Annotated in this window: 18 protein-coding genes; 15 read left to right on the top strand and 3 right to left on the bottom strand. The window is 48.1% G+C overall.

The window, feature by feature from the left end; genetic code table 11:
* The first annotated feature begins 10 nt into the window (after positions 1-10).
* From glvA to cyoE, 9 genes are all read left to right on the top strand, one after another.
* Positions 11-1,360, top strand: a complete 1,350-nt coding sequence (glvA, locus tag G9F75_RS13625; RefSeq protein ID WP_021493855.1) for a maltose-6'-phosphate glucosidase — start codon at positions 11-13, stop codon at positions 1,358-1,360.
* 68 nt (positions 1,361-1,428) lie between these two features.
* Positions 1,429-2,190: a MurR/RpiR family transcriptional regulator gene (locus G9F75_RS13620; protein ID WP_014417219.1), complete on the top strand. Its 762-nt coding sequence runs from the start codon at positions 1,429-1,431 to the stop codon at positions 2,188-2,190.
* Positions 2,191-2,206: 16 nt separating this feature from the next.
* The gene (locus G9F75_RS13615; protein ID WP_029974000.1) at positions 2,207-3,793 is read left to right on the top strand and encodes an alpha-glucoside-specific PTS transporter subunit IIBC; all 1,587 of its coding nucleotides are present in this window, start codon (positions 2,207-2,209) and stop codon (positions 3,791-3,793) included.
* Positions 3,794-3,978: 185 nt separating this feature from the next.
* Entirely contained in the window at positions 3,979-6,303 is a 2,325-nt protein-coding gene (locus tag G9F75_RS13610) for a peptidase G2 autoproteolytic cleavage domain-containing protein (RefSeq protein ID WP_167409156.1), read from the top strand.
* Between the two features lie 282 nt (positions 6,304-6,585).
* Entirely contained in the window at positions 6,586-8,319 is a 1,734-nt protein-coding gene (locus G9F75_RS13605; RefSeq protein WP_167409155.1) for an ABC transporter ATP-binding protein, read from the top strand.
* Positions 8,300-10,117 carry an ABC transporter ATP-binding protein gene (locus G9F75_RS13600; protein WP_021493852.1) on the top strand — a complete coding sequence of 606 codons (1,818 nt, stop codon included), beginning with the start codon at positions 8,300-8,302 and terminating at the stop codon, positions 10,115-10,117. The genes G9F75_RS13605 and G9F75_RS13600 overlap by 20 nt, the downstream gene beginning before the upstream one ends.
* Before the next feature lie 167 nt (positions 10,118-10,284).
* On the top strand, positions 10,285-10,689 hold the full coding sequence (catD, locus tag G9F75_RS13595; RefSeq protein ID WP_012117101.1) for a DoxX family oxidoreductase CatD: 405 nt from the start codon (positions 10,285-10,287) through the stop codon (positions 10,687-10,689).
* 16 nt (positions 10,690-10,705) lie between these two features.
* A complete protein-coding gene (gene catE / locus G9F75_RS13590) occupies positions 10,706-11,563 on the top strand; it encodes a catechol 2,3-dioxygenase (RefSeq protein WP_167409154.1) in 858 nt (285 codons plus the stop codon).
* Between the two features lie 361 nt (positions 11,564-11,924).
* On the top strand, positions 11,925-12,872 hold the full coding sequence (cyoE, locus tag G9F75_RS13585; RefSeq protein ID WP_167409153.1) for a heme o synthase: 948 nt from the start codon (positions 11,925-11,927) through the stop codon (positions 12,870-12,872).
* Positions 12,873-12,909: 37 nt separating this feature from the next.
* Here cyoE and G9F75_RS13580 read toward each other — a convergent pair whose 3' ends face one another.
* On the bottom strand, positions 12,910-13,461 hold the full coding sequence (locus tag G9F75_RS13580; protein ID WP_012117104.1) for a PadR family transcriptional regulator: 552 nt from the start codon (positions 13,459-13,461) through the stop codon (positions 12,910-12,912).
* Positions 13,462-13,656: 195 nt separating this feature from the next.
* On the opposite strand from G9F75_RS13580, the gene G9F75_RS13575 reads away from it, so the two are divergent.
* The 5 genes from G9F75_RS13575 (at position 13,657) to bstA (ending at position 18,868) form a co-directional block, all read left to right on the top strand.
* Positions 13,657-14,259, top strand: a complete 603-nt coding sequence (locus tag G9F75_RS13575; RefSeq protein ID WP_007408540.1) for an NAD(P)H-dependent oxidoreductase — start codon at positions 13,657-13,659, stop codon at positions 14,257-14,259.
* A complete protein-coding gene (locus G9F75_RS13570) occupies positions 14,250-15,338 on the top strand; it encodes an acyltransferase family protein (RefSeq protein ID WP_025650239.1) in 1,089 nt (362 codons plus the stop codon). The genes G9F75_RS13575 and G9F75_RS13570 overlap by 10 nt, the downstream gene beginning before the upstream one ends.
* Positions 15,339-15,595: 257 nt before the next feature.
* Entirely contained in the window at positions 15,596-18,007 is a 2,412-nt protein-coding gene (locus tag G9F75_RS13565; RefSeq protein ID WP_167409152.1) for a PEP/pyruvate-binding domain-containing protein, read from the top strand.
* Positions 18,008-18,029: 22 nt separating this feature from the next.
* Complete coding sequence (locus G9F75_RS13560; protein ID WP_007408543.1) at positions 18,030-18,302, top strand: ribonuclease inhibitor Barstar; 273 nt, start codon at positions 18,030-18,032, stop codon at positions 18,300-18,302.
* Between the two features lie 23 nt (positions 18,303-18,325).
* Positions 18,326-18,868: a bacillithiol transferase BstA gene (gene bstA / locus G9F75_RS13555; protein WP_103527052.1), complete on the top strand. Its 543-nt coding sequence runs from the start codon at positions 18,326-18,328 to the stop codon at positions 18,866-18,868.
* Here bstA and G9F75_RS13550 read toward each other — a convergent pair.
* Both G9F75_RS13550 and G9F75_RS13545 read right to left on the bottom strand, forming a co-directional pair.
* Positions 18,828-20,420, bottom strand: coding sequence for an MFS transporter (locus G9F75_RS13550; protein WP_109566796.1), 1,593 nt, complete (start codon positions 20,418-20,420; stop codon positions 18,828-18,830). The genes bstA and G9F75_RS13550 overlap by 41 nt on opposite strands.
* A 108-nt stretch (positions 20,421-20,528) precedes the next feature.
* Positions 20,529-21,011: a MarR family transcriptional regulator gene (locus tag G9F75_RS13545; RefSeq protein ID WP_014417231.1), complete on the bottom strand. Its 483-nt coding sequence runs from the start codon at positions 21,009-21,011 to the stop codon at positions 20,529-20,531.
* Positions 21,012-21,179: 168 nt separating this feature from the next.
* On the opposite strand from G9F75_RS13545, the gene mprF reads away from it, so the two are divergent.
* Positions 21,180-23,750, top strand: coding sequence for a bifunctional lysylphosphatidylglycerol flippase/synthetase MprF (mprF, locus tag G9F75_RS13540; protein ID WP_121984646.1), 2,571 nt, complete (start codon positions 21,180-21,182; stop codon positions 23,748-23,750).
* The last annotated feature ends 85 nt before the right edge of the window (positions 23,751-23,835 follow it).

Raw genomic sequence — 23,835 nt, 5'->3', positions numbered from 1 at the left:
AGGGCTTCACATGACAGACAAATCATTCTCAATCGTTATTGCAGGCGGCGGCAGCACATTTACCCCCGGAATTGTATTAATGCTTTTGAATCACCTGGAAGAGTTTCCGATCAGAAAGCTGAAACTTTATGACAATGATAAAGAAAGGCAGGAGCGGATTGCGGGTGCGTGTGAGGTATTCATAAAAGAAAAAGCGCCGGACATTGAATTTTTGGCGACTGATGACCCAGAGACGGCTTTTACGGATGTTGACTTCGTCATGGCGCATATCCGCGTCGGAAAATATGCGATGCGCGCGCTCGATGAACAAATCCCGCTGAAGTACGGCGTGGTCGGCCAGGAAACATGCGGGCCGGGCGGAATCGCATACGGCATGCGCTCTATCGGCGGTGTTCTGGAGATTCTTGATTATATGGAAACGTACTCGCCCGACGCATGGATGCTGAATTACTCCAATCCGGCGGCGATTGTGGCCGAAGCTACACGGCGCCTCAGACCGAATTCAAAAATATTGAACATCTGCGACATGCCGGTCGGAATTGAGGATCGCATGGCGAACATCCTCGGATTATCTTCACGGAAAGAAATGAACGTCCGTTACTACGGCTTGAACCACTTTGGCTGGTGGACGTCCATCACAGACCGGCATGGCAATGATTTAATGCCGAAGCTGAAAGAGCATGTCCGTGAATACGGCTACGTTCCGAAGACGGAGGCCGAACAGACTGAAGCAAGCTGGAATGACACATTCAAAAAAGCGCGCGACGTTCAGGCGGCTGATCCGGATACGCTTCCGAACACATATCTGCAATATTACTTATTCCCGGATGATATGGTGAAAAAATCAAACCCGAACCATACGAGAGCCAACGAAGTCATGGAAGGGCGCGAAGCTTTCATTTTCAGCCAATGCGATATGATTACGCGCGAACAATCATCGGAGAACAGTGAAATTAAAATTGATGATCATGCTTCCTATATCGTCGACCTTGCCCGGGCCATCGCTTACAACACAGGGGAGAGAATGCTGTTAATCGTTGAAAATAACGGCGCGATCGCAAACTTTGATCCGTCAGCCATGGTTGAGATTCCTTGTCTCGTAGGTTCAAACGGACCTGAACCGCTCTCAATCGGGAACATACCGCAATTTCAAAAAGGCCTGATGGAACAGCAGGTGTCTGTCGAAAAACTGACGGCTGAAGCGTGGGAAGAGCGGTCATTTCAAAAGCTGTGGCAGGCGCTGATTCTGTCAAAAACAGTGCCGAACGCCCGTGTGGCAAAACTGATTCTTGAAGATCTGATGGAGGCTAATAAGGACTACTGGCCTGAACTTGATGTAAGTCCGTCTCCTATTTCTTGATGACAATCGTCCCCGTTTTCTTTATCTGTTATTCTATATAATAGAAAGAAAACGGGGGGATTTTTGGGATGAGTCTTGAAGAACTGGTTAACCAGCATTACGCGAAATTAAATGACAACGATTTTTATATTTTAAAATATATATTGAATCATAAACATACGTGCTACCATCTCGGTATCAATGACATGGCGAAAGCCTGCAATGTTTCTCGGTCTTCCATCCTGCGGCTCGCCCAAAAACTGGGCTTCAGCGGCTATAGTGAATTCCGGGTTTTTCTGAAATGGGAGGATCAGCCTGAAGAGGGCGAGAATATGACGTTTGAAAAGCTGCTGGATGATATTGAAGCCAATGTAAAATACGTGAAGTCAAAAGATATGACGGAGATGTGCCGGCTGATAGATGAAGCAAAACGGATTTTCGTTTACGGATCGGGGACGGCTCAGAGGGTGTGCGCCCGTGAGCTGCAGCGGATGTTTGTATCCCGGCGGAAGTATCTGATTTTAATTCAGGACATTATAGAGTTTGATATCATGTGTGATGATTTTAAGGTTGATGACGTATTCATCATTATTTCTTTATCAGGCGAAACACCCGAATTAATTCCGCAGGTAAGGACCCTGTCCGCAAAGGGAGTTCCGTTTATTTCAATCACCAATCTGAAAAACAACGTACTGGCGCAAACGACGCCGTATAATCTTTATGCGACCAGCAAGCCGGTGACGTTAAGCGATAAAACGGAAATCGTCGCATTTGCCCCGTTTTTTCTGGTGGGCGAAGCGTTATTCCGTGCATATGTTGATTATAAAGAGCTCGAAAATTTTGATAAATAGCGGGAGGTCACGTGAAATGATGCAAAAAGTCCAGCGCTTCGGCAGCGCGATGTTTGTGCCTGTTTTATTATTTGCATTTTCCGGTATTATTGTCGGTCTGAGTACGCTGTTTAAAAATAAAACGCTGATGGGGCCGCTGGCTGATCCTGACGGGCTTTGGTATCAATGCTGGTACGTCATTGAACAGGGCGGCTGGACCGTCTTTAATCAAATGCCGCTCCTGTTTGCGATCGGCATACCTGTCGCTTTAGCGAAAAAAGCGCAGGCACGAGCCTGTTTGGAAGCGCTTACAGTTTATCTGACATTCAATTACTTTATCAATGCGATTCTGACGGTTTGGGGCGGGGCTTTTCATGTCGATATGACTCAGGAAGCCGGCGGAACGAGCGGGCTGACGATGATCGCCGGCATCAAAACGCTTGATACGAATATTATCGGCGCCATCTTTATTTCATCTATTGTCGTGTATTTGCACAATCGTTATTTTGATAAAAAACTGCCGGATTTTCTGGGGATTTTTCAAGGATCTTCATACATCGTTATCATTTCTTTCTTTATTATGATACCGATTTCACTTGCGGTGGCATACGTATGGCCGATGGTTCAGTCCGGAATCGGATCGCTGCAAAGTTTTCTCGTTTCTTCCGGGGCGATCGGCGTGTGGATTTACACGTTCCTGGAGCGGATTTTAATTCCGACCGGCCTGCATCATTTTATTTACTCGCCGTTTATTTACGGTCCGGCTGTGGCTGAAGGCGGTATCGTCACCTATTGGGCGCAGCATCTCGGGGAATACTCTCAAAGCGTCAAACCGCTGAAAGAATTGTTCCCGCAGGGGGGATTCGCGCTTCACGGCAACTCGAAAATCTTCGGCATTCCGGGAATCGCGCTCGCTTTTTACGTCACGGCTTCAAAGGAAAAGAAAAAAATCGTCGCCGGCCTTTTGATTCCGGTCACCTTAACGTCCATTGTCGCGGGAATTACAGAGCCGATTGAATTTACATTCCTTTTTATCTCGCCGTTTTTATTTGCGGTTCATGCTTTGCTTGCCGCTTCCATGGCAACCGTCATGTATATGGCCGGCGTCGTCGGAAATATGGGAGGCGGTTTGATCGAAGCTGCGACCTTGAACTGGATCCCGCTGGCGTCAAGCCATGGCTTGACGTATGTATACCAGATCATCATCGGGTTGTGTTTTACCGCTATTTACTTTTTCGTCTTCCGTTTCCTCATTCTCAAATTCAACATCGCCACACCGGGCAGAGAAAAAGAGGAAGGACAGGAAACAAAGCTCTATTCGAAAAAGGAGTACAGAGAACGGAAGCAGGCTTCAAAAGAAACAGCGGCGGCAGACGAAACACAGCGGGATACAGCCGCTTTGTATATTGAAGCGCTGGGCGGAAAAGACAATATTACGGAGGTCACCAACTGCGCCACCCGTCTCCGCGTCACTGTCGCTGATGAATCAAAGGTCAAAAGTGACGCCGATTTCAGAGAGCTGGGAGCCCACGGCGTCGTCAGAAAAGGCAGGGCGCTTCAGGTCATTGTCGGATTAGGCGTTCCGCAAATGCGGGAGCGTGTCGAGAAAATATTGAACGGTTAAAATACTGCAGCAGCAGACTATGTGCAGAATGGGAAGAGCGCTTGTTAATCCGGCGCTCTTTTTATGTTTTGAAGAAATGTATGAATTTGTCATACCTTTGCCACCTGTACATGCAGGAGTGAAAACGAAAGACTTCTGTGGTGTTCGGTGTTTTAAACAGCAATTCAAAAATAGGAGGCAAGACAATGACAAACTATACGACTTTCTTAGGACTTTACAAACCCGATAAAGCTGAAGGGATTGAAGTTGAAAGCATTGCTCAAAACTTTGAAGCGATTGACAGCAAAATCGGTGCAGCCCTTAGTGATGGCACGTCAACTTATGAAAACTTAAACGAAAGACTTAACATGTATGAAAACAGGTTTGACAATGTTACAGAGCGGAACGTTATGGACTTTGGAGCTAAAGGTGACGGCGTAACAGATGATACGCAGGCATTTCATGATGCCATGGCCGACGGAGGTTATGTCGTAACAGTTCCCGCGGGTGTATTCAGAACATCGGGATTGTTCGTTCCGTCAAATACAATGCTTGTCGGAGCAGGCAAGAAAAGAACGGTCATTAAATTATTAGACGAAACACCGGTCGGTCATTCTGTTCTGACCAACAGTGATTATACGAACGGTAATGAAAATATTTACGTCGGCCATCTCACGCTTGACTGGAACAAGGATACGCGTCCTGCCGGCTGGAAGATTCCGAAAGGTCCCACTTCAAGCTGTTTGCTTTTTGCGAATGTTGACTATTCTTTTGTTGAGCATGTGTTTGCGAAGAACGCCGGCCTGCACGGCTTTGATTCCACGAGCCCGAACTATAACAGACATGGAGAAAAAGATGATCCAACTTATTATCAGCCCAACGGCTGTAACTTTGTAACGTTTTCACATTGTGAAGCAACAGGGTCCGGGGATGATAACTTTACTTGTCATTTTGGATTCCACACTACTTTCAGCCACTGTGTTTCCTATCACCCGATGGGAAATGGGAATGGCACGTCAAATTCAAATTGCTTTGAGATTGATGATGGTTCTCAAGATGTATTTGTAGATAGCTGTGTTGCAATTGGCGGTGCACGCGGCTTTGAAATTAAGGCGCATGACTATGCACCGGCGGCTAAACGAGTTCAACTGGCTAATTGCCGTGCTTACGAAAATGCGATCGGTTTTTGCATTAGACATATTGGCCATCATTTATCGGCTGAGCCGACATCAAAAACTGCCCATGATGTTCAATTAGTAAATTGTCAGGCAACAAATCCTAAACAAAATTCTATATATAAAGGCGTCGGAGCGAGTGCGTTGGTTGTTTCGGGCTATGATTCAGTTAATATAGTGAATTTCCAAGCTATTTGTGAAGATCGTTCATACGATTACAGCAATGACACGATCATTATGATTTATTACAAAGGGCGGTATGTCAATCTGAAGAATATCACGATCCGCGGGTTCCGCTCCGCTGCTCATGATCTGTATGTTCTTGGCGGAGAAAATGCGGTAGGAAAGTGCATGATTGACGGCGTTTTTCTAGTTGACGGCGGCACGACGGGGCTTGCTTTTGGCGGAGGCGTTGATAATTGTACAGTGAGCAATGTATACGGGCATAGATTGGGAGCCAGCAGCGGAACGGTCGGACTCTATTCTTCGGGTCCGGATCTGAATATATCAAATATTGATTTTCAAGGATATGAAACAACATTTCATGTAGGCGGTAAAAAAACACCGTATGAGTTGTTTAAACATAAAGGATCTTCTGTTATGGCATCTAAAGATTCCCATGTTACAGGAACTAATGGCTTTGTCGTCGGTTCTGTCCGGGGACAGGCTGCAGGAGGTTCTCAATCTGGAGTAATCGGTTCATATAATACGATTAACCCAAATGCGAACTCAACTGTATGGGGCTGGGGTTCCGGCAGCACTCCGTCATCAGCCAACAGAAAGATTGAGCTTCACGCAAAAGAAGGAACAATTAAGGCTGCGGGAGGCGTAACAGGTTCCTCGACATTCTCTGACTACGCCGAGTATTTTGAAAGCCTGAGAGGGGAAAAGATTCCGACGGGAACACTTGTCACACTTGAAGGTGATAAGATCAGGCAGGCTGAAAAAGGTGACCTCATGCTTGGGGTCATTTCCGAGACCGCCGGAGTGATTCTTGGTGAGTCGAGTTTTCACTGGTCGGGACGATACGTAAAGAATGAATTTGGCGGCTTTGTTTATGAAGAACAGAAAGATGCGAACGGCCATACGGTCATGGCGCCAAAGGAAAATCCGGACTTTCGGCCTGAAGAAGACTACGCTTCAAGAGAAGAGAGAGACGAGTGGAACATTGTCGGACTCATCGGCCAGGTATATGTCAGATGCGATGAGACTGTGAAAGCGGGAGATTTTATTCACGCTCATAACGGGATTGCAACAAAATCTGATGCTCCAAACCAGCGCTGGCAGGTCATGAAAGTGATCAATGAGTTTGATGCTGATAAAGGATTCGGGGTCGCTCTCGTTTTTATTCGTTAAATGAAATGACACGGTATGAATGATCATCTGACTAGCGGACGTCTTTTAAAGGCTCCGCTAGTCATTTTAAAATAAAAGGCTCCGGTTCAGGAGCTGGTAAAAAGAAAAGGTAAGACAGCCTCCATATATCTGCACCCCTCATCCCTTCATTTTTATCTTCAATCATTTTACACAAAGTATATAATAAAAGTGCGGTTTCAAGGGTTAATCCTTTATTCATTTAAGACAAACAAATAAAATAAATATACATACATATTGAACAAAGGATTTGGAGGCTTACACATGTCAAAGGCTTTATCATATGTAAAACCGTATTCTCTTTTGGCGGGAATCGCTCTGTTTTTCATGCTCATCGAGCTTGCGGTAGAGCTGATACAGCCCCTGCTGATCGGGAAAATCATTGACGAAGGAATTTTAAAGCAGGATCTCGGTACGGTTTGGCTGTGGGGCGGCGTGATGATCGGACTGACCGCTGTTTCATTCGCATCGGGCATTTTAAATTCATTCTACTCCGCCCACATCAGCCAGAGCTATGCGTATGATACGCGAAAAGGGATTTTTCAAAAAATTCAATCCTTCTCTTATTCGACGTTTGCGCAATTCTCATCCACATCGTTTATCACCCGGCTGACAAACGATGTGACACAGGTCCAAAATATGCTTTTCATGAGTCTCCGGTTTATGCTTCGTGCGCCGTTAATGATCGCGGGCGGCATTATTCTCTCGCTGACCGTTAATGCGAAACTCGGGTTTTTTCTGCTGATCACGGTGCCGATTTTGCTTTTGTTTTTGCTGTGGGTGCTGAAAAGAGGCGGCGCGCTGTTTCGGTCTGTGCAAAAGCGGCTTGATCAGGTCAACACGATCATGCAGGAAAACCTGACGGCGATCAAACTGATTAAAGCGCTCCTCCGTGCAAACCACGAAGTGAAACGTTTTTTGAAATCGAATACGAAGCTGATGGAAAAAACGGTCTCCGCTTTTCGTCTCGTGGAAGCGGCGATGCCGATTTTAATGCTGCTGATGAACATTTGCATTTTGTTTATCTTATGGTTCGGCGCCAAAAGCATTGCTCAGGGCGGAGCGCAGGTCGGCGATGTCGTTTCCGTCATTAACTATGCGACGCGGATTACAGGCGCGCTGTCCGTCCTTCCTTTTCTCATCATGGTATTTTCCCGGGCGAAGGCTTCCGGAGAAAGAATCGGCGAGGTGCTGGAAACAGAAGGCGGCGAGGGAACGGGGCAGGACCCGGCACGGGCGCTTGCAGGCGCGATTGAGTTTCGCGAAGTGTCCTTCCGCTATCTGGGCATGGAAAAAGACGCGCTGCATCACGTGTCCTTTTCTGCCAGCCCGAAAGAAACGGTTGCCATTATGGGCGCGACAGGCTCAGGAAAATCAACGCTTTTTCAGCTGATTCCGCGTCTGTACACGGCTGATTCGGGCAGTATTTTCATAGACGGCAAACCGATCGGTGAATTCTCCGCTTGCGGGCTGCGCAGGGAAATCGGCTATGTTCCGCAGGAAGTGCTTCTGTTTTCGGGCACCATCCGTGAAAATATCGCCTGGGGGCGGGAGGATGCTTCACTAGATGAAGTAATGGAAGCGGCCAAAGACGCGCAAATCCATGACACGATTATGAAGCTGTCAAACGGATACAACACGGTGCTGGGACAGCGGGGCGTCAATTTGTCAGGCGGGCAGAAGCAGCGGATTTCCATCGCGCGCGCTTTTATCAGAAAACCGTCCCTCCTGCTGTTAGATGACAGTACGAGCGCGCTCGATCTTCAAACGGAAGCGAAGCTTTTACAAGCGATCAGATCCTATGAATGCACGACACTGATTATTACGCAGAAAATAACCACCGCGATGAAGGCTGACACCATCTTATTGCTTGAAGACGGCGAACTGCTGGCAAAAGGCACGCACAAAGAGCTGATGGCACAGTCTCATCTGTACCGGCAGATTTATGAATCACAATTCGGAAAGGAGGGAGCTGACAATGCAAAAAGACATTCGTAAACCTTTCCGATATCCGAAAATACCGCTCAAATCAAATGAAGGCGGCAGAAAACGCGCGAAAGCAAAAGATACAAAAGGCACGCTGCGCAGAATCTGGTCTTATGTAGCCGAGAAAAAAGGGCTTTTAACCCTTGTGATCATCATGGTAGTCATAAGCGCCATATTCGGCCTGCTCGGACCGTTCGTCATCGGGAAAGCGATTGATCATTTTATCGTCGGACAGACGACAGACGGATTGGCGGGGGTGCTGTTCATGCTGTTTGTGATTTACCTCGTGCAATCATTGTCCTTATGGTTTCAAAACTATTGGATGATCAATATCTCGCAAAGCACCGTGTTTAAAATGCGGAGCGAGCTGTTTACCCATCTGCATGAGCTGCCGATTCCGTTTTTTGATAAACAGCGGCTCGGGGACTTAATGAGCCGGGTCACCAATGATATCGAAAATGTCAGCTCCACTTTAAATACATCCGTCATTCAAGTGCTGTCGAGCGTCATTACATTCGTCGGCACAATCGCCGTCATGCTGTACATGAGTCCGCTTTTAACATTGATCACGCTTTTGATTATTCCGATCATGCTTTTGAGCATTAAATGGATCACCAACCGGACGGGACTGCTGTTTAAACAGCAGCAGAAAAACCTCGGCGAGCTGAACGGTTTTATTGAAGAGTCGATATCAGGGGCGAAGGTCATTAAAGCCTATTCGAGGGAAGACCGCGTCATGGAACAATTTTTAGAAAAAAACGCGGCGTTACAATCATCGGGTTTTTGGGCGCAGACAATTTCGGGATTCATTCCGAAAGTCATGAACTCTTTAAACAATTTAAGCTTTACGATTATAGCGGCGGTCGGCGGGCTGTTTGCGCTGAAGGGATGGATTTCAATCGGTGCCATCGTCGTATTCGCCGAATACTCGCGGCAGTTCACGCGCCCTTTAAATGATTTAGCCAATCAGTTCAATACGATGTTATCGGCCATCGCCGGGGCTGAACGGGTGTTTGACGTGCTGGATGAAAAAGAGGAGCGGGAAGATGAAGAGCATGCGCTGTACCAGCCGATCAAAACGGGAGAAATTGAATTCCGAGATGTCTCCTTCGGCTATCAGGAAGACAGCTTGATCTTAAAACACCTGTCCTTCAGCGTTCCGAAAGGACAGTCAATCGCCTTCGTCGGACCGACCGGAGCGGGTAAAACAACCGTTACGAGCCTGATCGCCCGTTTTTACGAGCCGAATAACGGAAAAATCCTCATTGACGGAACGGACATCAAAAAACTGACGAGATCCAGTCTGAGAAAAAACATGGGGTTTGTCCTGCAGGATTCCTTTCTCTTTCAGGGCACCATCAGGGAAAATATCCGTTACGGCCGTCTGGACGCATCTGATCAAGAGGTGGAGGCAGCCGCAAAAGCCGCCAATGCCCACGGATTCATCGAACGGCTCCCGAAAGGCTACGATACCGTCCTTACCCAAAACGGCGCGGGCATCAGCCAGGGACAAAAACAGCTTATTTCCATCGCGAGAGCTGTGCTGGCGGACCCGGTGCTGCTCATTTTGGATGAAGCGACGAGCAACATTGATACGGTGACGGAAGTGAAAATACAAGAAGCGCTCGGCCGTTTAATGGCGGGCAGAACAAGCGTCATCATCGCTCACAGGCTGAACACGATTCAAAAAGCCGATCAGATTCTTGTACTGAAAGACGGCGAAATGGCTGAAAAAGGGACCCATGCCGAACTTCTCAGCCAGAACGGGTTTTACCAAGAATTATATGAAAGCCAGTTCCGGGAATCATAGATAGGGAAAAAGACCTCCGACAGAGTGCGGAGGTCTTTTTTTCGCGAAGGCAAATAGTACTTTTAAGTTATTTTCGTTAAATGTAACAAAATTACTTGACGTAAATAAGTTATGTATATATACTAGCTTACATAAAGTAAGTGATAATAATTTTCAAGGAGGATTTTATGAATAAATCATTCGAAACAGGAACACTGCTTTTAAGGGTTGTAACAGGTATTATCTTTTTTGTTCACGGTTTATCCAAGTTTCAAGGGTTGGAAGGAACTGCGCAATTTTTCCAGAGCATCGGGATTCCGGCCTTTATGGTCTATGTCATCGCGACGATTGAGCTTGTCGGCGGGGTTCTGATCTTTTTCGGTTTGGCAACGCGCATTATCGGCGTTCTGTTTGCCGTCACATTAGTCGGCGCCATTTTCACGGCGAAGCTTTCCTCACCATTTATGGGCGGATCGGAATTTGATTTCATCTTACTGGTTGCGTCAATTCACTTAGCGCTTTCAGGAAGCCGTCTGCTTTCATTGGATCAGCTCCTTTTCAAATCAAAAAAGGGAGAAACTTTTTCAGCATAAGAAAGAAGGCGTTCATATGACCGGCATTCATCAAGATACGGCAATCGGTTATGTCAAATTGACCATTAAAAATATGGAACGCTCGCTCGGCTTTTACCGGAATGTAATCGGCTTTCAAGTCATCTCGCAGACAGATCGTTCAGCAAGACTGTCAGCAGACGGAAAACGCGTTCTGCTGGTGCTTGAAGAAAATCCAAGCGCCGTCGTTCTGCCGGAGCGGTCTGTCGCCGGCCTGTACCATTTCGCGATCCTTCTGCCTGACCGGAAAGAACTCGGCATCGCATTGGCCAGGCTGATTGAAAACGGCATCGCCCTCGGTCAGGGGGATCACGCGGTCAGTGAGGCTCTTTACCTGTCTGATCCGGACGGCAACGGTATTGAAATATACGCCGATCGTCCCCGCAGCACGTGGCGCCGGGATGCAGAGGGCAATTATGTCATGCAAACGGCGCCCGTCGATGTGGACGGGCTTTTGGAAGAAGCCGGAGCTGAACGGAAAAGCCGTCTCCCAGAAGGAACTGTTATCGGCCACATCCATCTTCATGTGACGGACTTACAGGAAGCCAAAGCGTTTTACACCGATATTCTCGGTTTTGACATTGTCGGCAATTACGCGGGCATGTCCGCTCTGTTTGTTTCGGCGGGAGGGTATCACCATCACATCGGTCTGAATATATGGGCCGGAAAACATGCGCCGCCGAAACCGGGAAATGCAAGCGGGCTGGATTATTACACCATCGCGCTGCCGCATCAAAAAGAGCTGTCACGTGTGACAAAAGCGCTGACCGATGCCGGCTTTGAGATCGAAGAAAAAGAAGAGGACGTATTCGTCAAAGACCCTGTATCAGGGGCGGATATCGCATTTACACTGTAAGAAACACCCTTGCCGTCTAACCGGCAAGGGTGTTTATTTTTCTGAAGTTTTCTTGAAAAGGCTCGGGGGAAAGAACGTCTGTGACTGAAGAGAGCGAACATCTCAGTGAGGCGCAAAAATGACGCGGAGAGCCCGCCATCGCCGGCTCGAGCTCAGGGCATCCGCTGGATTGAAAACTGTATCCGTTCAGCAGATCGGGGTGCTGTATGGGCAGACTTTGAATAGAAAAAGGGAAAAGCCGCATCCGGTCACAAGTTGCGGTTTTTCGTATACAATTTACAATTGTGTGAAAAATGTCCAAAACAATTGTGATTCCTGATTCTTCCTGATATGATAAGCCGAAAAAGGAGAACCTGAACAAATGAACTCAAATGCAGCACAGACGGAACAGTCTATGAAGCATAACGGAAACCGGGTGACGGTCAAGGACTTTATCATTCTTGCCAAACCGGGGATTATCATCTCAAATTCACTCGCCGCATTGGGCGGATTTTGGATCGCATGGCTTCAGCCGGAAAGGACGGGCGGAGGGCCCGGTATATTTGCCGCCATGGCGGTTGCTATGATCGGAACGGCGTTAGTCATGGCATCAAGCACTGTTTTTAATAACTTCTTTGACCGCGGCATGGACGCAAAAATGGCGCGAACCCGCACCCGCGCAAGCGTCACGGGGAGAATACCGCCGCCGGTCATGATCCTGTACGGCACATGTCTCGGCGCATGCGGATTCATCATGCTTGCTTCGCTAAATGTACTGACCGCCGTTCTTGGGCTGCTTGCATTTTTGCTGTATGCCGTCGTTTATACGCTTTGGTTTAAAAGACAATCCGTCTGGAGCACATTTGTCGGCAGCTTTCCAGGGGCGGCTCCGCCTTTAATCGGTTATTGCGCGCTGACCGGGTACATTGATATGCCCGCAATTTTGTTATACGCGATTATGTTTTTGTGGCAGCCGCCGCATTTCTGGGCGATCGGAATCAGGCGAAAGGAAGAGTATCGTGCCGCCGGCATTCCGCTTTTGCCGATCATAAAAGGCAATCGCGTCACAAAAATAAAAATGCTGCGCTATATCGCCGTTCTGACTGCGGTTTCGCTGCTCGTTCCTCTTTATATAGACGTCAGCCCGTTTTATACCGCGTCCGCTCTCCTGCTCGGAGCCATCTGGCTGTACCGGAGCGTCAAAGGCTTTCAGGCGGCGGATGACACGCAATGGTCGAAGGGGATGTTTTTTTATTCGATTGTGTATTTCAGTCTGCTTTTTCTTATTTTAATGGCTGATTCGTTTATCAATGCGGTTCTCAGAACGTAAACAGGCGGCCTGCAGATACAGAGCCGCCCCGTTTTGTTTATGCTTTTTTGATGAGAGCCAAAATATCTTCAAGCCAGGAAATATAATTCCGTTCCCGCTCAAGCGCTTTTGTCAGCACGAGATAATGGCCGAAATCAGGAGAAGAAAAAGAATCCGCCTCCGCGGACGATGTCATCAGTTCTTGATAACTGTTTTCCAGATCGGACAATTTCTCCTTCCGCTTTACGAGCTGATCGGTGAATAGTTCATCCGCTTCTTCCTGCGTCAAAGCTGAGATGAAATAAGCCTTCAGCATAAATTCATCCTTCACCGTTTCCGGAATCGGGTCTTTTTTCGTCAGCCAGGCAGCAAGCTCCAGCTCTCCCTTGTCAGTCAGCGTGTACATTTTTTTCTCAAGCTTCGTTCCTTGAATCGCAGTGCGAAACGTAATAAATCCCTCAGCCGTCAGTTTTTTTAATTCCGGATAAATCTGGCTGTGCTTTGCGCTCCAAAACTGGCCGAGCTCTTCCTTAAAATAGCTCGATATATCATATCCGCTCAATTCGCCTTTTCGCAAAAGCCCTAAAATCGCGTACTTTAAAATTCTCATGTTGTCCTCCAAGCCCATTCATTTGACAGCTAGTATACCATACCGCCGCTCAAAAACGCAGAAGTGCCGGATGCTTGTGAAAGGGGTTATCGAAACGGCAGCAGTACCGGAAAAAGCCTTTCTCATGTCTTTGCCTCATTCATATGACATCATGATATAATCATTGTAAAAATTAATAAATATTGGGAGGGACATATGAAGACGGTGATTGTGTATGCAAACCCGGATGAGAACAGTTTCAATGCGGCTCTCGTAAAATACGTCGTCATGGCTTTAAAGGACAGCGGCCAAAGCTATACGGTCATTGACTTATACGCCGACCAATTTGATCCCGTGCTGAAGTACGGCGGCGAAAAAAAGCGCTCTGACATGAACCGGGACGCTGAAACGAAGAAATACCGGAAACTGATGAAAGAAGCGGATCATCTCATTTTCATCTACCCGCTGTGGTGGGGAGGCGTTCCGGCGATTATGAAAGGCTTTTTTGACAGAGTGCTTGTCGCCGGAGAAGCCTACACATATGAAAACGGCCGCGTAAAAGGACTGCTCCGGGCAGAGACGGCACAGGTCTTTTATACGGCGGATTCCCCGGGCTGGTACTTAAAGTGGTTCCGGAAAAACTCGGACTGGATTACGCTGAAAAAAGGCATTCTGCAATTTTGCGGCATTCAAAAAGCCGAGCGGAACCTTTTTTCTGTCGTCAAAACGAGCACACCCGAGCTGCGGGAAAAATGGCTGCGCCAAGCATACGCTAAAGTCCGGCGCGCTTGTGAAAAAGGAGCGGCCGCATGCAGATAAAAGAAATTTTCGTGATTCGCTGCCTGTCCTGTTTAAGTGTCGTTCTGCTTCACGTTGTTTCAATGGTGCTGATGATTCAGGAAGAGTCCTTAGCCAGTGCCGCCCATACGGTTGATGCTTTTCGGACCCTGTTGATGTTCAGCACGCCGGCGTTTATCTTTATTTCGGAATTTCTGCTTGCCAGGTCATACCCGGGAGGCGTTCCCGCTGGTTTTTTAAAGAAAAGGGGCAAAGTCATTTTCGTGCCGTTTCTGTTTATTGCCGCGGTGGATGCCATTTTAATGAAAAGCGTGGCGGAAGAAGGAGCCGGATTCGTTTCAGTGATCGGTAAATTTTTAGAAAATGTGTTTTTAGGAAACTTCATCGGCTACTTCATTCTTGTGATCTTTCAATTTTACATTCTCCATATGCTGCTGCACCGCTGGCTGAACAACACATCTCCCGTGTGGGTGCTGTCTGTTTCATTTATCATCAACGCCGTCTATCTGGCTTACTTTTCCATCTTTCATCCGCCGGCATCATCGGGGCTTGATTCTATTTTTCCGTTCTTTTGGGTTCCGTTTCCGGGCTGGGTGTTTTATTTCTGTCTGGCATTTTATTGCGGAAAGGAATATCCGCGTTTTTTAGCGCTTATCAATCAGTACCGTTATGCGGTTTACTTCAGTGCGGCCGTATCGGCAATATTGATTGTGGCCGTTTCATATATCAGCGGCGGCTCCATTTCCTCTAAGCGTCCGGATATTATGATTTACGCGGTCAGTATGATCTTTCTGTGTTTTCATCTGTTTTCAAAGCTCAAAAAAGTGCCCGCGATTGTGATGATGATCAGCAACTATTCGTTTTCAATCTATCTGCTGCACTCCTACTTTTTAATCAGCGGATATCTTCTGGAAGGCTATTTGCGGTCAATGCCTTTAGCGGCTGCCATTCTTCTTTTATTTTTGATCTGCACGCTCGGTCCCATTTTCGTATCTTGGGTGTGCAACCATTTCAGATACGGATACCTGTTTGTCGGGAAAGTGTATCAGCCGAAGCAGACCAAAAGAAATACGGCGGCGCATCAAGGCCGCACAGTCTGAAAAAAAGGCGGCGTTTCGGCCGCCTTTTTGATACGGGTCCGATTTATCAGGCACGAGGACGGATAGTTGTACATCCTGCAAACACAGACCCCCGCCTGCGGCCGTTTTGACGGATGCATTTATGACAAAATAACGCCATCGATTTTCTCCCTTGTGAAGACCGATATAATGTATACTTATAGGAAATACTTTCAAAAAAAGTGAAAAAGAGAAAAACTGTGAGCTTGGATGAACGACTAAAAAGGAGCGGGGACATTATGAATGACTGTGTCAAAACATTCGGAGAACTTCCGGCCGAACTTTATTCCTTTGCGGGGGGAAAAGGAAGCATTCTCTCTAAAATGTATCAAAGCGGGTATCCTGTGCCTGAAGGGTTTGTGATTTTGCCGTCAGCCTTTCAGGACGGACAGCTCCGCCATCAGGCGAGAGAGGCTATTGATCAATATGTGAATTCCATCCGCAGCCGCCATGCTTCTGCGTTGTTTGCCGTACGCTCATCCGCGCTGAGCGAGGATTCCGCTCAGGCTTCCTTTGCCGGAGAATTCGATACGGTGTTGAATGTCAAAACAGATCAAGACATGTCCAGGGCGATTGATGAAGTCCGCCGATCGGCACAGTCAGAAAGGGTAAAAGCGTACAGCGCCGTTCAGGGAATGGAAGATGAGCATGAAATCGCAATCGTCATCCAGCTGATGATACCGTGTGAGATATCCGGAGTGCTGTTTACCGCAGATCCGATTACGGGGAGCAGGCGGGAGATGACAGGCAATTACGTCTACGGTCTCGGGGAGCAGCTTGTTTCCGGGGAAGCTGATGCCTATTCTTTTAAACTGGCACGGCCCAAGAAAAAATATGACGGCCCCGCAGAATTTCGCAAATATGCGTCAAAGCTCTATAAACTGGCGAAAAAGCTGGAAAAAGATCTCGGAGGGCCGCAGGATATTGAATGGGCCGCCGCGGGCGGGACATTGTATATTCTTCAATCCCGCCCGATTACGACCTTACAAGCCGGAAATCTGGAAACCTATGAATGGAATGATTCTTTCAGCGGTGATTTTTTATGGACAAACACAAATATAGGAGAAGCGATTCCCGATGTGATGACGCCGCTGACATGGTCGCTCCTCCGGAATCTGGATGAAGAGTCGGGCATCATTCCGGGCTATTATGTCTGGTCCGGCAATATTTGCGGCAGAGCCTATAACAATATGAGCCAGCCTCTTTCCGTTCTCGCCGCTTTCGGTCTGAATCCGAAAGGCGGAAAAATAGGAAAAATGATGAGCGATACATTGGGAGAAATCCCGGCGGAAATGAAGATTCCTTTATATCCGTTCTCAAAGTATGAACTTTTGAAGATCATCTCGAAAAAACTGAAACCGTATCTGTCGAAAATGAAGCACGCGAAAAAAAACATGTCCTCCTATTTGGACGAATCGCCGGAGTGGTGCCGGAATATTGAGGAAAAGCTGAAACGTGCCGAAACGGAGCGGACATTATTAGCGATATGGAACAATGAGATCTATCCGTATTTATGCAACGCGTGGTTTGCGTTAATATCCGGCGGGCGTGATTCTGCGCAATCCTCTTCGTCGTTAACCTCTCAATTAACAAAACTCGCAGGAATAGAAGATGCGAATCTCCTGCTTTCCAATCTGAGGGGAAAAGGCGGACTGGCCAGCCTGGAGCCGATTATCGGCATTGATCAAGTCATGAAAGGCCGTATGAGCGAGGAAGAATATCTCAGGAACCAAGGCCACCGAGGTCCGCATGAATACGAACTTTCCATACCGCATCCCGGAGAAAACCGGGATTGGCTGACGAAGCAGATCAAAGAACACAAGGAGTCGGGTATTAATGCCGAACAACTGCTTTTGAAACAGCAGCAGGCGCATGAACAGGCCTTCCGAAGATTTGAAGAAAAGTTTCCTCATAAGGTCAAATGGCTCAAAGCCAAAATGGAAAAAGCGTCAGAATACGCGAATATTAGAGAAACAACCAGATCCGAATTTGTCAGGGTGTACCGGACAGCCAGAGCATTCGCGCTCAGAGCGGCGGAAATGACCGGCATGAAGGACGATATTTTCTTCTTGTATCTGCATGAAATAACCGATCTGCTCGCGGGGAAAGAGCCGGCGGTTGCGTCGATTCAAGCGAGAAAGCAAAACTATGAAACCTATAAAAAACTGCCGCCGTTCCCATCCGTTATTAACGGAAGATTCAATCCGTTTAAATGGGCTGAGGAGCCTGACAGAAGAGCGGATTATTACGATGCTTTTATGCCTGCGGAAACTGATGATGCGCATACTTTAAAAGGTTTCGCGGGAGCGGCCGGGAGAGTGGAGGGCATTGTCCGTGTCCTAGATGCTCCGGAAGACGGGGATTCTTTTGCGGCCGGGGAAATTTTAGTGACTTCGACAACCAATGTAGGCTGGACCCCGCTTTTTCCGAGAGCGGCTGCCATCATAACGGACGTCGGCGCCCCTTTGTCCCACGCGGCGATCGTCGCCCGGGAACTTGGGATTCCTGCCGTTGTAGGGTGCGGAAATGCAACGTCAAAACTGAAAACGGGGGACAGGGTGGCCGTTGACGGCGGGCAAGGCATCGTCCAGCTGGAACCGCGGCAGACTCCGGCCACTTCTGAAGAGGAAAATGGTAAACTGATAGAATAAAATCATGGGAAAGGAGCCGCGCATGAATAAAGCAGTTATTAACGGGGAGCAAATCAGAAGTATGAGCGACCTGCATCAGACATTGAAAAAGGAACTTGCCCTTCCTGAATACTACGGTGAAAACCTTGACGCTTTATGGGATTGTCTGACCGGCTGGGTGGAGTACCCGCTTGTTTTGGAATGGAGACAGTTTGAACAAAGCAAGCAGCTTACAGAAAATGGTGCCGAGAGTGTGCTTCAGGTCTTTCGTGAAGCGAAAGCGGAAGGCTGCGACATCACCATCATACTTTCATAATACGATCAACGGGAGAGACAAAAATGGAAAAACAAACCCTCAGCTATCCGATTGGAGAGTATCAGCCGGCTGAATCGATTTCGGCCGGACAGAAACAAGAATGGATCAATGCGCTCGAACACGTTCCGGCCAAACTGAAACAAGCTGTCAGAGCGATGTCGGACAGTCAGCTTGATACGCCTTACCGAGAAGGGGGATGGACTGTCCGCCAAGTGGTTCACCATCTGGCGGACAGCCACATGAACGGCTATACCCGGTTTAAATTGAGCTTAACGGAGAATGAACCGGAAATCCGTCCTTATGATGAAAAAGGCTGGGCTGATCTTCATGATTCCAAAACAGCCGCTTGCGGGGATGCGCTTGAGCTGTTAACGCTCCTGCACAGAAGATGGGCCGCTCTTTTGCGCTCCATGACGGAAGCCCAATTTAAACGGACATACTTCCATCCTGTGTCTAAAGAGACGGTTACGCTGGAACAGGCGCTCGGACTATATGTCTGGCACTCTGAACATCACATCGCCCATATTACTGAGCTTTCCCGGCGGATGGGCTGGCATCTGTCTTAGAGGATGCCGGCTTCCGGAAAAACGCCAAAACAGCCGCAGACACAATAGTGCATAATGAAATGACGGCGGCTGCCGTATAAAGATGGTGGTAGCCGCTGGAAATGCCTGCTTCAATCGCATCAGAAACCGCTTTTTTGACGGCGGGAACGGGGATTCGGCTTACCTGCTCCTGCAACGAAGAAAGTCCGCCGCCGATATCGGGCGTTTGCGCCTGATCAGCGGGAATGCCGCTTTTCGCTAAACGGTTTTTGATGTCATCTCCGATCCGGTCAAAGCCCGCTGTAATGAAGCCGGCATATAAAGCCGGAGCGAGCGTCAGCCCGACCTGCCTTACGAGTGACAGCGTGCCGAGCGCTGTTCCTTTGTTTTGGCCCGCCGTTTCTGATACAAGCACATTCAGCGGAGCCCCGAGCAGAAATCCGAAACCGATCCCCGCAATGACACTCGCTGTGACAAATTCCCATTTATCCGTCACCCATAACGGAAACAGGCTGAAGCCGACAAATGCGATGGCGCCTGATACAACCGCGGAAAAGACCGGCCCTTTTTTATCCGTGATCGCCCCGCCGAGCCACGCTCCGATTCCTGACGCCAACGCGAGCGGCGTCATCCAATAACCCGCTTTCTCCGCCGATACGTGCAAATATTGCTCCGCATAAGAAGGAATAAAAATGACCGCAGCGAGCAGCCCTCCCGATAAAAATCCGATGACGAGTGTCCATTGAAACACTTTATTTTGCAGCAGCGAGTAGGCGAGAATCGGATCGCCCCCTCGGTTTTCAACCCGCTTTTCGACCTTAAGCAGCACCAGAAAGAGAAGTGCCGATCCCAAAAGATACCCGTACACCTTTACGTCCATTATGCTTTCTGACAGCTTCGCCCCATTGAGATTCGTAATACCGATCATGCAAGATAAGATCGCAAGAGACAGCAGCATTGTGCCGGCGAGGTCAAGCCGTTTCGCCCCAGGCTCTTTCGTTTCAGCGATAAACAAACCGCCGCACACAACCAAAGCGGCGGCAATCGGCAGGTTAATTAAGAACAGCCAATGCCACGACCCGGTTACATCAAGCAAAAAGCTCCCGATATTCGGTCCGAGGACGGCCGCCATACCGTTCATCGCCCCTAAAAGCCCGAGAGCTTTCCCCTGTTTCTCCTTCGGAAGCACGGCCAGCACATGCGAACTCCCGATTATAAAAATTCCGCCGCCGCCAAGCGCCTGAATGAGCCGTGCCGCCAAAAACATCGGGAAGCTCTGACTGAGTGCGACAAGCAAAGAGCCGAGTCCGAACAGCCCGACTTCAATCATAAACAGCTTTTTCCGCCCGTATCGGTCCGACAGCTTGCCGACAATCGGCACACTGACACTGAGTCCCAATGTGTAAAGGGTCACTCCCCACGATCCCCATGAAGGAGAAACATCAAAAGAGCTGTTAATCGTCGTCAGAGCAGCGGAAATAATTCCGTTGTCCAGCGCCGCCATGAACACACCGATCGTAAAGAGAGTGATGGCCCGGCGCTGGTTTTTTTCTGTTTGCAAAGGCTCCGGCATACTGATCAATCCTTCCGTTTTTAATTCACTTCAAATATATTATTCACTTTGAGTGAATTAAATGTCAAACAAAAAAAGGCCGCCGATATCGGCAGGCCTTTTTCATCTCTATCCCTGTTTGGAAGAATCAAGCGCTCTTGCCAAAATGGCAAGCCCTTGATTGACCGTTTGTTTTTCTTCAGCGGTCAGCGTTTCCAATGAACGCTTCAATTTTACATGTCCTTTTTGATAAAGGCTGCGGAAAATATCTTTCGCGTTTTCCGTTAATTGAACGACGACTGAACGGCGGTCTTCTTCTGACGGAGCGCGTGTAATGAAACATGATTTTTCTAAACGGTCAAGCAGCCCCGTCGTATTTGAAAGGGAAGCGCCCATTTTCTCCGCTATGTCACTCACCTTAAGCGTCCCGTGGTTGTTCAGAAGCATCAGCACCTTCATTTGCGGCATGCTCATATCAAGCTTCATCCACTCCGACACATCGCCGAGCCCCGCCGATGTCATCACTTTCATGTACAGCACCCAAATATCGCGTTCCTCAGGAGAAAAAATATCGCCGCCTAATACCGTTGTATCATGCAGATTATAATCCATCGTCTCACTTCCTCATTCATACTCCTGCATACCATATTACTGATTTTAATCAGAGAAAGAAAGTTGCAGGCGAGTTTTGTTTGAATGTGAGGTGGTAGTGTATAATATGTTGGAGATTATTGGGGGAATTATAATAAATAAGCTATTTTATGATGATTGGAGAGAACATTGCTGACTAAAAAGAATGCCTTATCGATATTAAAAGTATTATTTCCTATTGCAGTTTTGCTTTTAGTCATTTATCAGTCCAAAAAGGAATTGACAGACCTTTCTTTTAAACGAACGCTGTACATTATTAACGGGATTGAGCGTTACGATTTATTTATTCTCGTTCTGCTCGGCCTTCTTGCCGTCAGCGCGATGTCCTTTTATGACTTTGTGCTGAAACGGACGCTTCGCCTCAACATTCCGAATTGGAAAGTATTCAGGGTCTCCTTTATCGCCAATTCCTTTAACAATGTCCTTGGATTCGGCGGTCTGGCGGGCGTCGGGCTGCGGACGATGCTTTACAAAGAACATACGAATGACGTAAAACGCCTCGTCGCAGGCATCGCCTGGCTTACGTCCTCAGCGCTGCTCGGGCTGTCCGTGTTCAGTATCCTGACCATCGCCCGGGTTCTGCCGGTTGGAGAGATTACAGGTGAGAAACCGTGGCTGTGGGCTGTCATCGCCGGCGTGGCGCTTATTGTGCCGGTGGCCTTAATCGCCGCTGGGATCAACAATAAAAAAGCTGGCGCAGAAGACGGTGAAGCAAAACCGAGGCATCCGGTTTTTTCTTACATCGGGGCATCGTTTGCCGAATGGTTCGCGGCGGCTGTCGTCATGTATTATTCTCTGTATGTCATGGGAATTCACGCGGATGTCCGCCATGTATTCGGGGTATTTGCCATTGCCGCTATCGGGGGAATCATCAGCCTTGTGCCGGGAGGATTCGGTTCGTTTGACCTTCTGTTTCTGCTCGGCATGCAGAATATGGGCTTTCCGCAGGAGGCGGTCGTGACATCCATCGTCATCTACCGGATTGTGTATTCATTTATTCCGTTTGTGTTCGGGCTGTTCTTTGCGGCCGGCGACTTAACGGAAAATACGCTGAAACGGCTGGAATCAAATCCGAAGATGGCGCCTGCCGTGGAAACGACGAACGTGCTTCTCGTATTCCAGCGCGCTATCTTGATCAGGGTGCTTTACGGTTCGCTGTCGCTTTTGGTTTTCGTGTCGGGAGTCGTCGTGCTTGCGTCCGTCGCCCTGCCGATCGACAGGGAGACGGTCATTCCGCACATTCCGCGCCCGGCGCTCCTTGCGTTTAACGGGTTATCGCTAAGCGCGGCTTTGATTCTATTAATTTTGCCGATTGAATTATACAAACGGACGAAACGTTCTTATTCAATGGCGGTTGCCGCGCTGGTCGGCGGCTTTGTGTTCAGTTTCTTAAAAGGAATGAACATCAGCGCGATCTTTATTCTGCCTGTCGTCATCGTATTGCTTGTGCTGTTAAAGCGGCAGTTTATCAGAGAGCAGGCATCGTATACGCTCGGCCAGATGATTTTTGCGGCCGCTCTGTTTATTATCGCCTTGTTTAACTACAATCTCATTGCCGGCTTTATTTGGGATAAAATGAATCGGCTGCTGCGCCACGACTATTTCGTCCATAACAATTCGCACATTACATATGCCACGATGACGGCCATTATTGTTGTGCCGCTGTTTTTCCTTGTGTTTACGTTCTTTTATCATAAAAGATCGAAGCCGATCGGAGAAGAGGCCGATCCTGAACGGCTGAAGTCCTTTTTGGCGGAAGAAGGAGGAAATGCCCTCAGCCATCTCGGCTTTCTCGGGGATAAGCGGTTTTATTTCTCAAGCGACGGCAAAGCGCTTTTATTGTTCAGCCAGATTTCCAGAAGGCTTGTCGTGCTCGGTGATCCGTCAGGACAGAGAGACTCTTTTCCGCTTGTGATTGAGGAATTTCTGAATGAAGCGCATAAGCAGGGGCTGAGTGTCATGTTTTATCAGATCGAACGTGAAGATCTGGCGCTGTACCATGACTTCGGCTATAACTTCTTCAAGCTTGGAGAAGAAGCGTTCGTGGATATGGAGGCATTTACGCTCTCAGGTAAGAAAAAAGCGGGGCTGCGGGCGATTAACAACAAATTTGACCGCGAAGGCTACACGTTCCATGTCGGGGAACCGCCGTTTTCCTCCGAGTTTATCGCCAAGCTGAAAGGCATTTCGGACGAATGGCTCGGTCCGAAAAAAGAGAAAGGTTTTTCCCTCGGTTTCTTCGACAGGGATTATCTGGAACAGGCGCCGATTGCTTACGTGAAAGACGCGGAAGGGGAGATCATCGCTTTTGCCAACCTGATGCCGATGTATCAGGAAGGCGAGATATCCGTCGACTTGATGCGTTATCGGAAAAGCGCGCCGAACGGTATTATGGACGCGCTTTTCATCCGTCTGTTTCTCTGGGCGCAGGAAAAAGGCTATACCACCTTCAATATGGGCATGGCGCCTTTGTCAAACGTAGGTACGGCTTTTACATCTTTCTGGTCGGAAAGAATCGCGGCCGTCATCTTCAACAACGTCCGGTATATGTACAGCTTCAGCGGGCTGCGGGCCTTTAAAGAAAAATACAAACCGGAGTGGCGCGGGAAATACTTGGCGTACCGCAAAAACAGATCGCTGTCCGTCACGATGATCCTCGTCACCCGCCTGATCGGAAAAACCAAAAAAAGACGCCGTTAAAAGGCGTCTTTTTTTTTGAATAATTGACTAAAAATTCTAATTTCACTCTGTTATACTGAATAACATGATCATAAGGTGAAAGGAA

It is taken from the genome of Bacillus sp. EKM208B, from assembly GCF_011800725.1.
Taxonomy (GTDB): Bacteria; Bacillota; Bacilli; order Bacillales; family Bacillaceae; genus Bacillus; species Bacillus velezensis.
This window is presented reverse-complemented; position numbering and strand designations above follow the sequence as displayed.

Excerpts from the sequence above, each read along its gene's own strand:
- glvA (WP_021493855.1), top strand. The coding sequence starts at position 11 with ATGACAGACAAATCATTCTCAATCGTTATTGCAGGCGGCGGCAGCACA.
- G9F75_RS13620 (WP_014417219.1), top strand. The coding sequence starts at position 1,429 with ATGAGTCTTGAAGAACTGGTTAACCAGCATTACGCGAAATTAAATGAC.
- G9F75_RS13615 (WP_029974000.1), top strand. The coding sequence starts at position 2,207 with ATGATGCAAAAAGTCCAGCGCTTCGGCAGCGCGATGTTTGTGCCTGTT.
- G9F75_RS13610 (WP_167409156.1), top strand. The coding sequence starts at position 3,979 with ATGACAAACTATACGACTTTCTTAGGACTTTACAAACCCGATAAAGCT.
- G9F75_RS13605 (WP_167409155.1), top strand. The coding sequence starts at position 6,586 with ATGTCAAAGGCTTTATCATATGTAAAACCGTATTCTCTTTTGGCGGGA.
- G9F75_RS13600 (WP_021493852.1), top strand. The coding sequence starts at position 8,300 with ATGCAAAAAGACATTCGTAAACCTTTCCGATATCCGAAAATACCGCTC.
- catD (WP_012117101.1), top strand. The coding sequence starts at position 10,285 with ATGAATAAATCATTCGAAACAGGAACACTGCTTTTAAGGGTTGTAACA.
- catE (WP_167409154.1), top strand. The coding sequence starts at position 10,706 with ATGACCGGCATTCATCAAGATACGGCAATCGGTTATGTCAAATTGACC.
- cyoE (WP_167409153.1), top strand. The coding sequence starts at position 11,925 with ATGAACTCAAATGCAGCACAGACGGAACAGTCTATGAAGCATAACGGA.
- G9F75_RS13580 (WP_012117104.1), bottom strand. The coding sequence starts at position 13,461 with ATGAGAATTTTAAAGTACGCGATTTTAGGGCTTTTGCGAAAAGGCGAA.
- G9F75_RS13575 (WP_007408540.1), top strand. The coding sequence starts at position 13,657 with ATGAAGACGGTGATTGTGTATGCAAACCCGGATGAGAACAGTTTCAAT.
- G9F75_RS13570 (WP_025650239.1), top strand. The coding sequence starts at position 14,250 with ATGCAGATAAAAGAAATTTTCGTGATTCGCTGCCTGTCCTGTTTAAGT.
- G9F75_RS13565 (WP_167409152.1), top strand. The coding sequence starts at position 15,596 with ATGAATGACTGTGTCAAAACATTCGGAGAACTTCCGGCCGAACTTTAT.
- G9F75_RS13560 (WP_007408543.1), top strand. The coding sequence starts at position 18,030 with ATGAATAAAGCAGTTATTAACGGGGAGCAAATCAGAAGTATGAGCGAC.
- bstA (WP_103527052.1), top strand. The coding sequence starts at position 18,326 with ATGGAAAAACAAACCCTCAGCTATCCGATTGGAGAGTATCAGCCGGCT.
- G9F75_RS13550 (WP_109566796.1), bottom strand. The coding sequence starts at position 20,420 with ATGCCGGAGCCTTTGCAAACAGAAAAAAACCAGCGCCGGGCCATCACT.
- G9F75_RS13545 (WP_014417231.1), bottom strand. The coding sequence starts at position 21,011 with ATGGATTATAATCTGCATGATACAACGGTATTAGGCGGCGATATTTTT.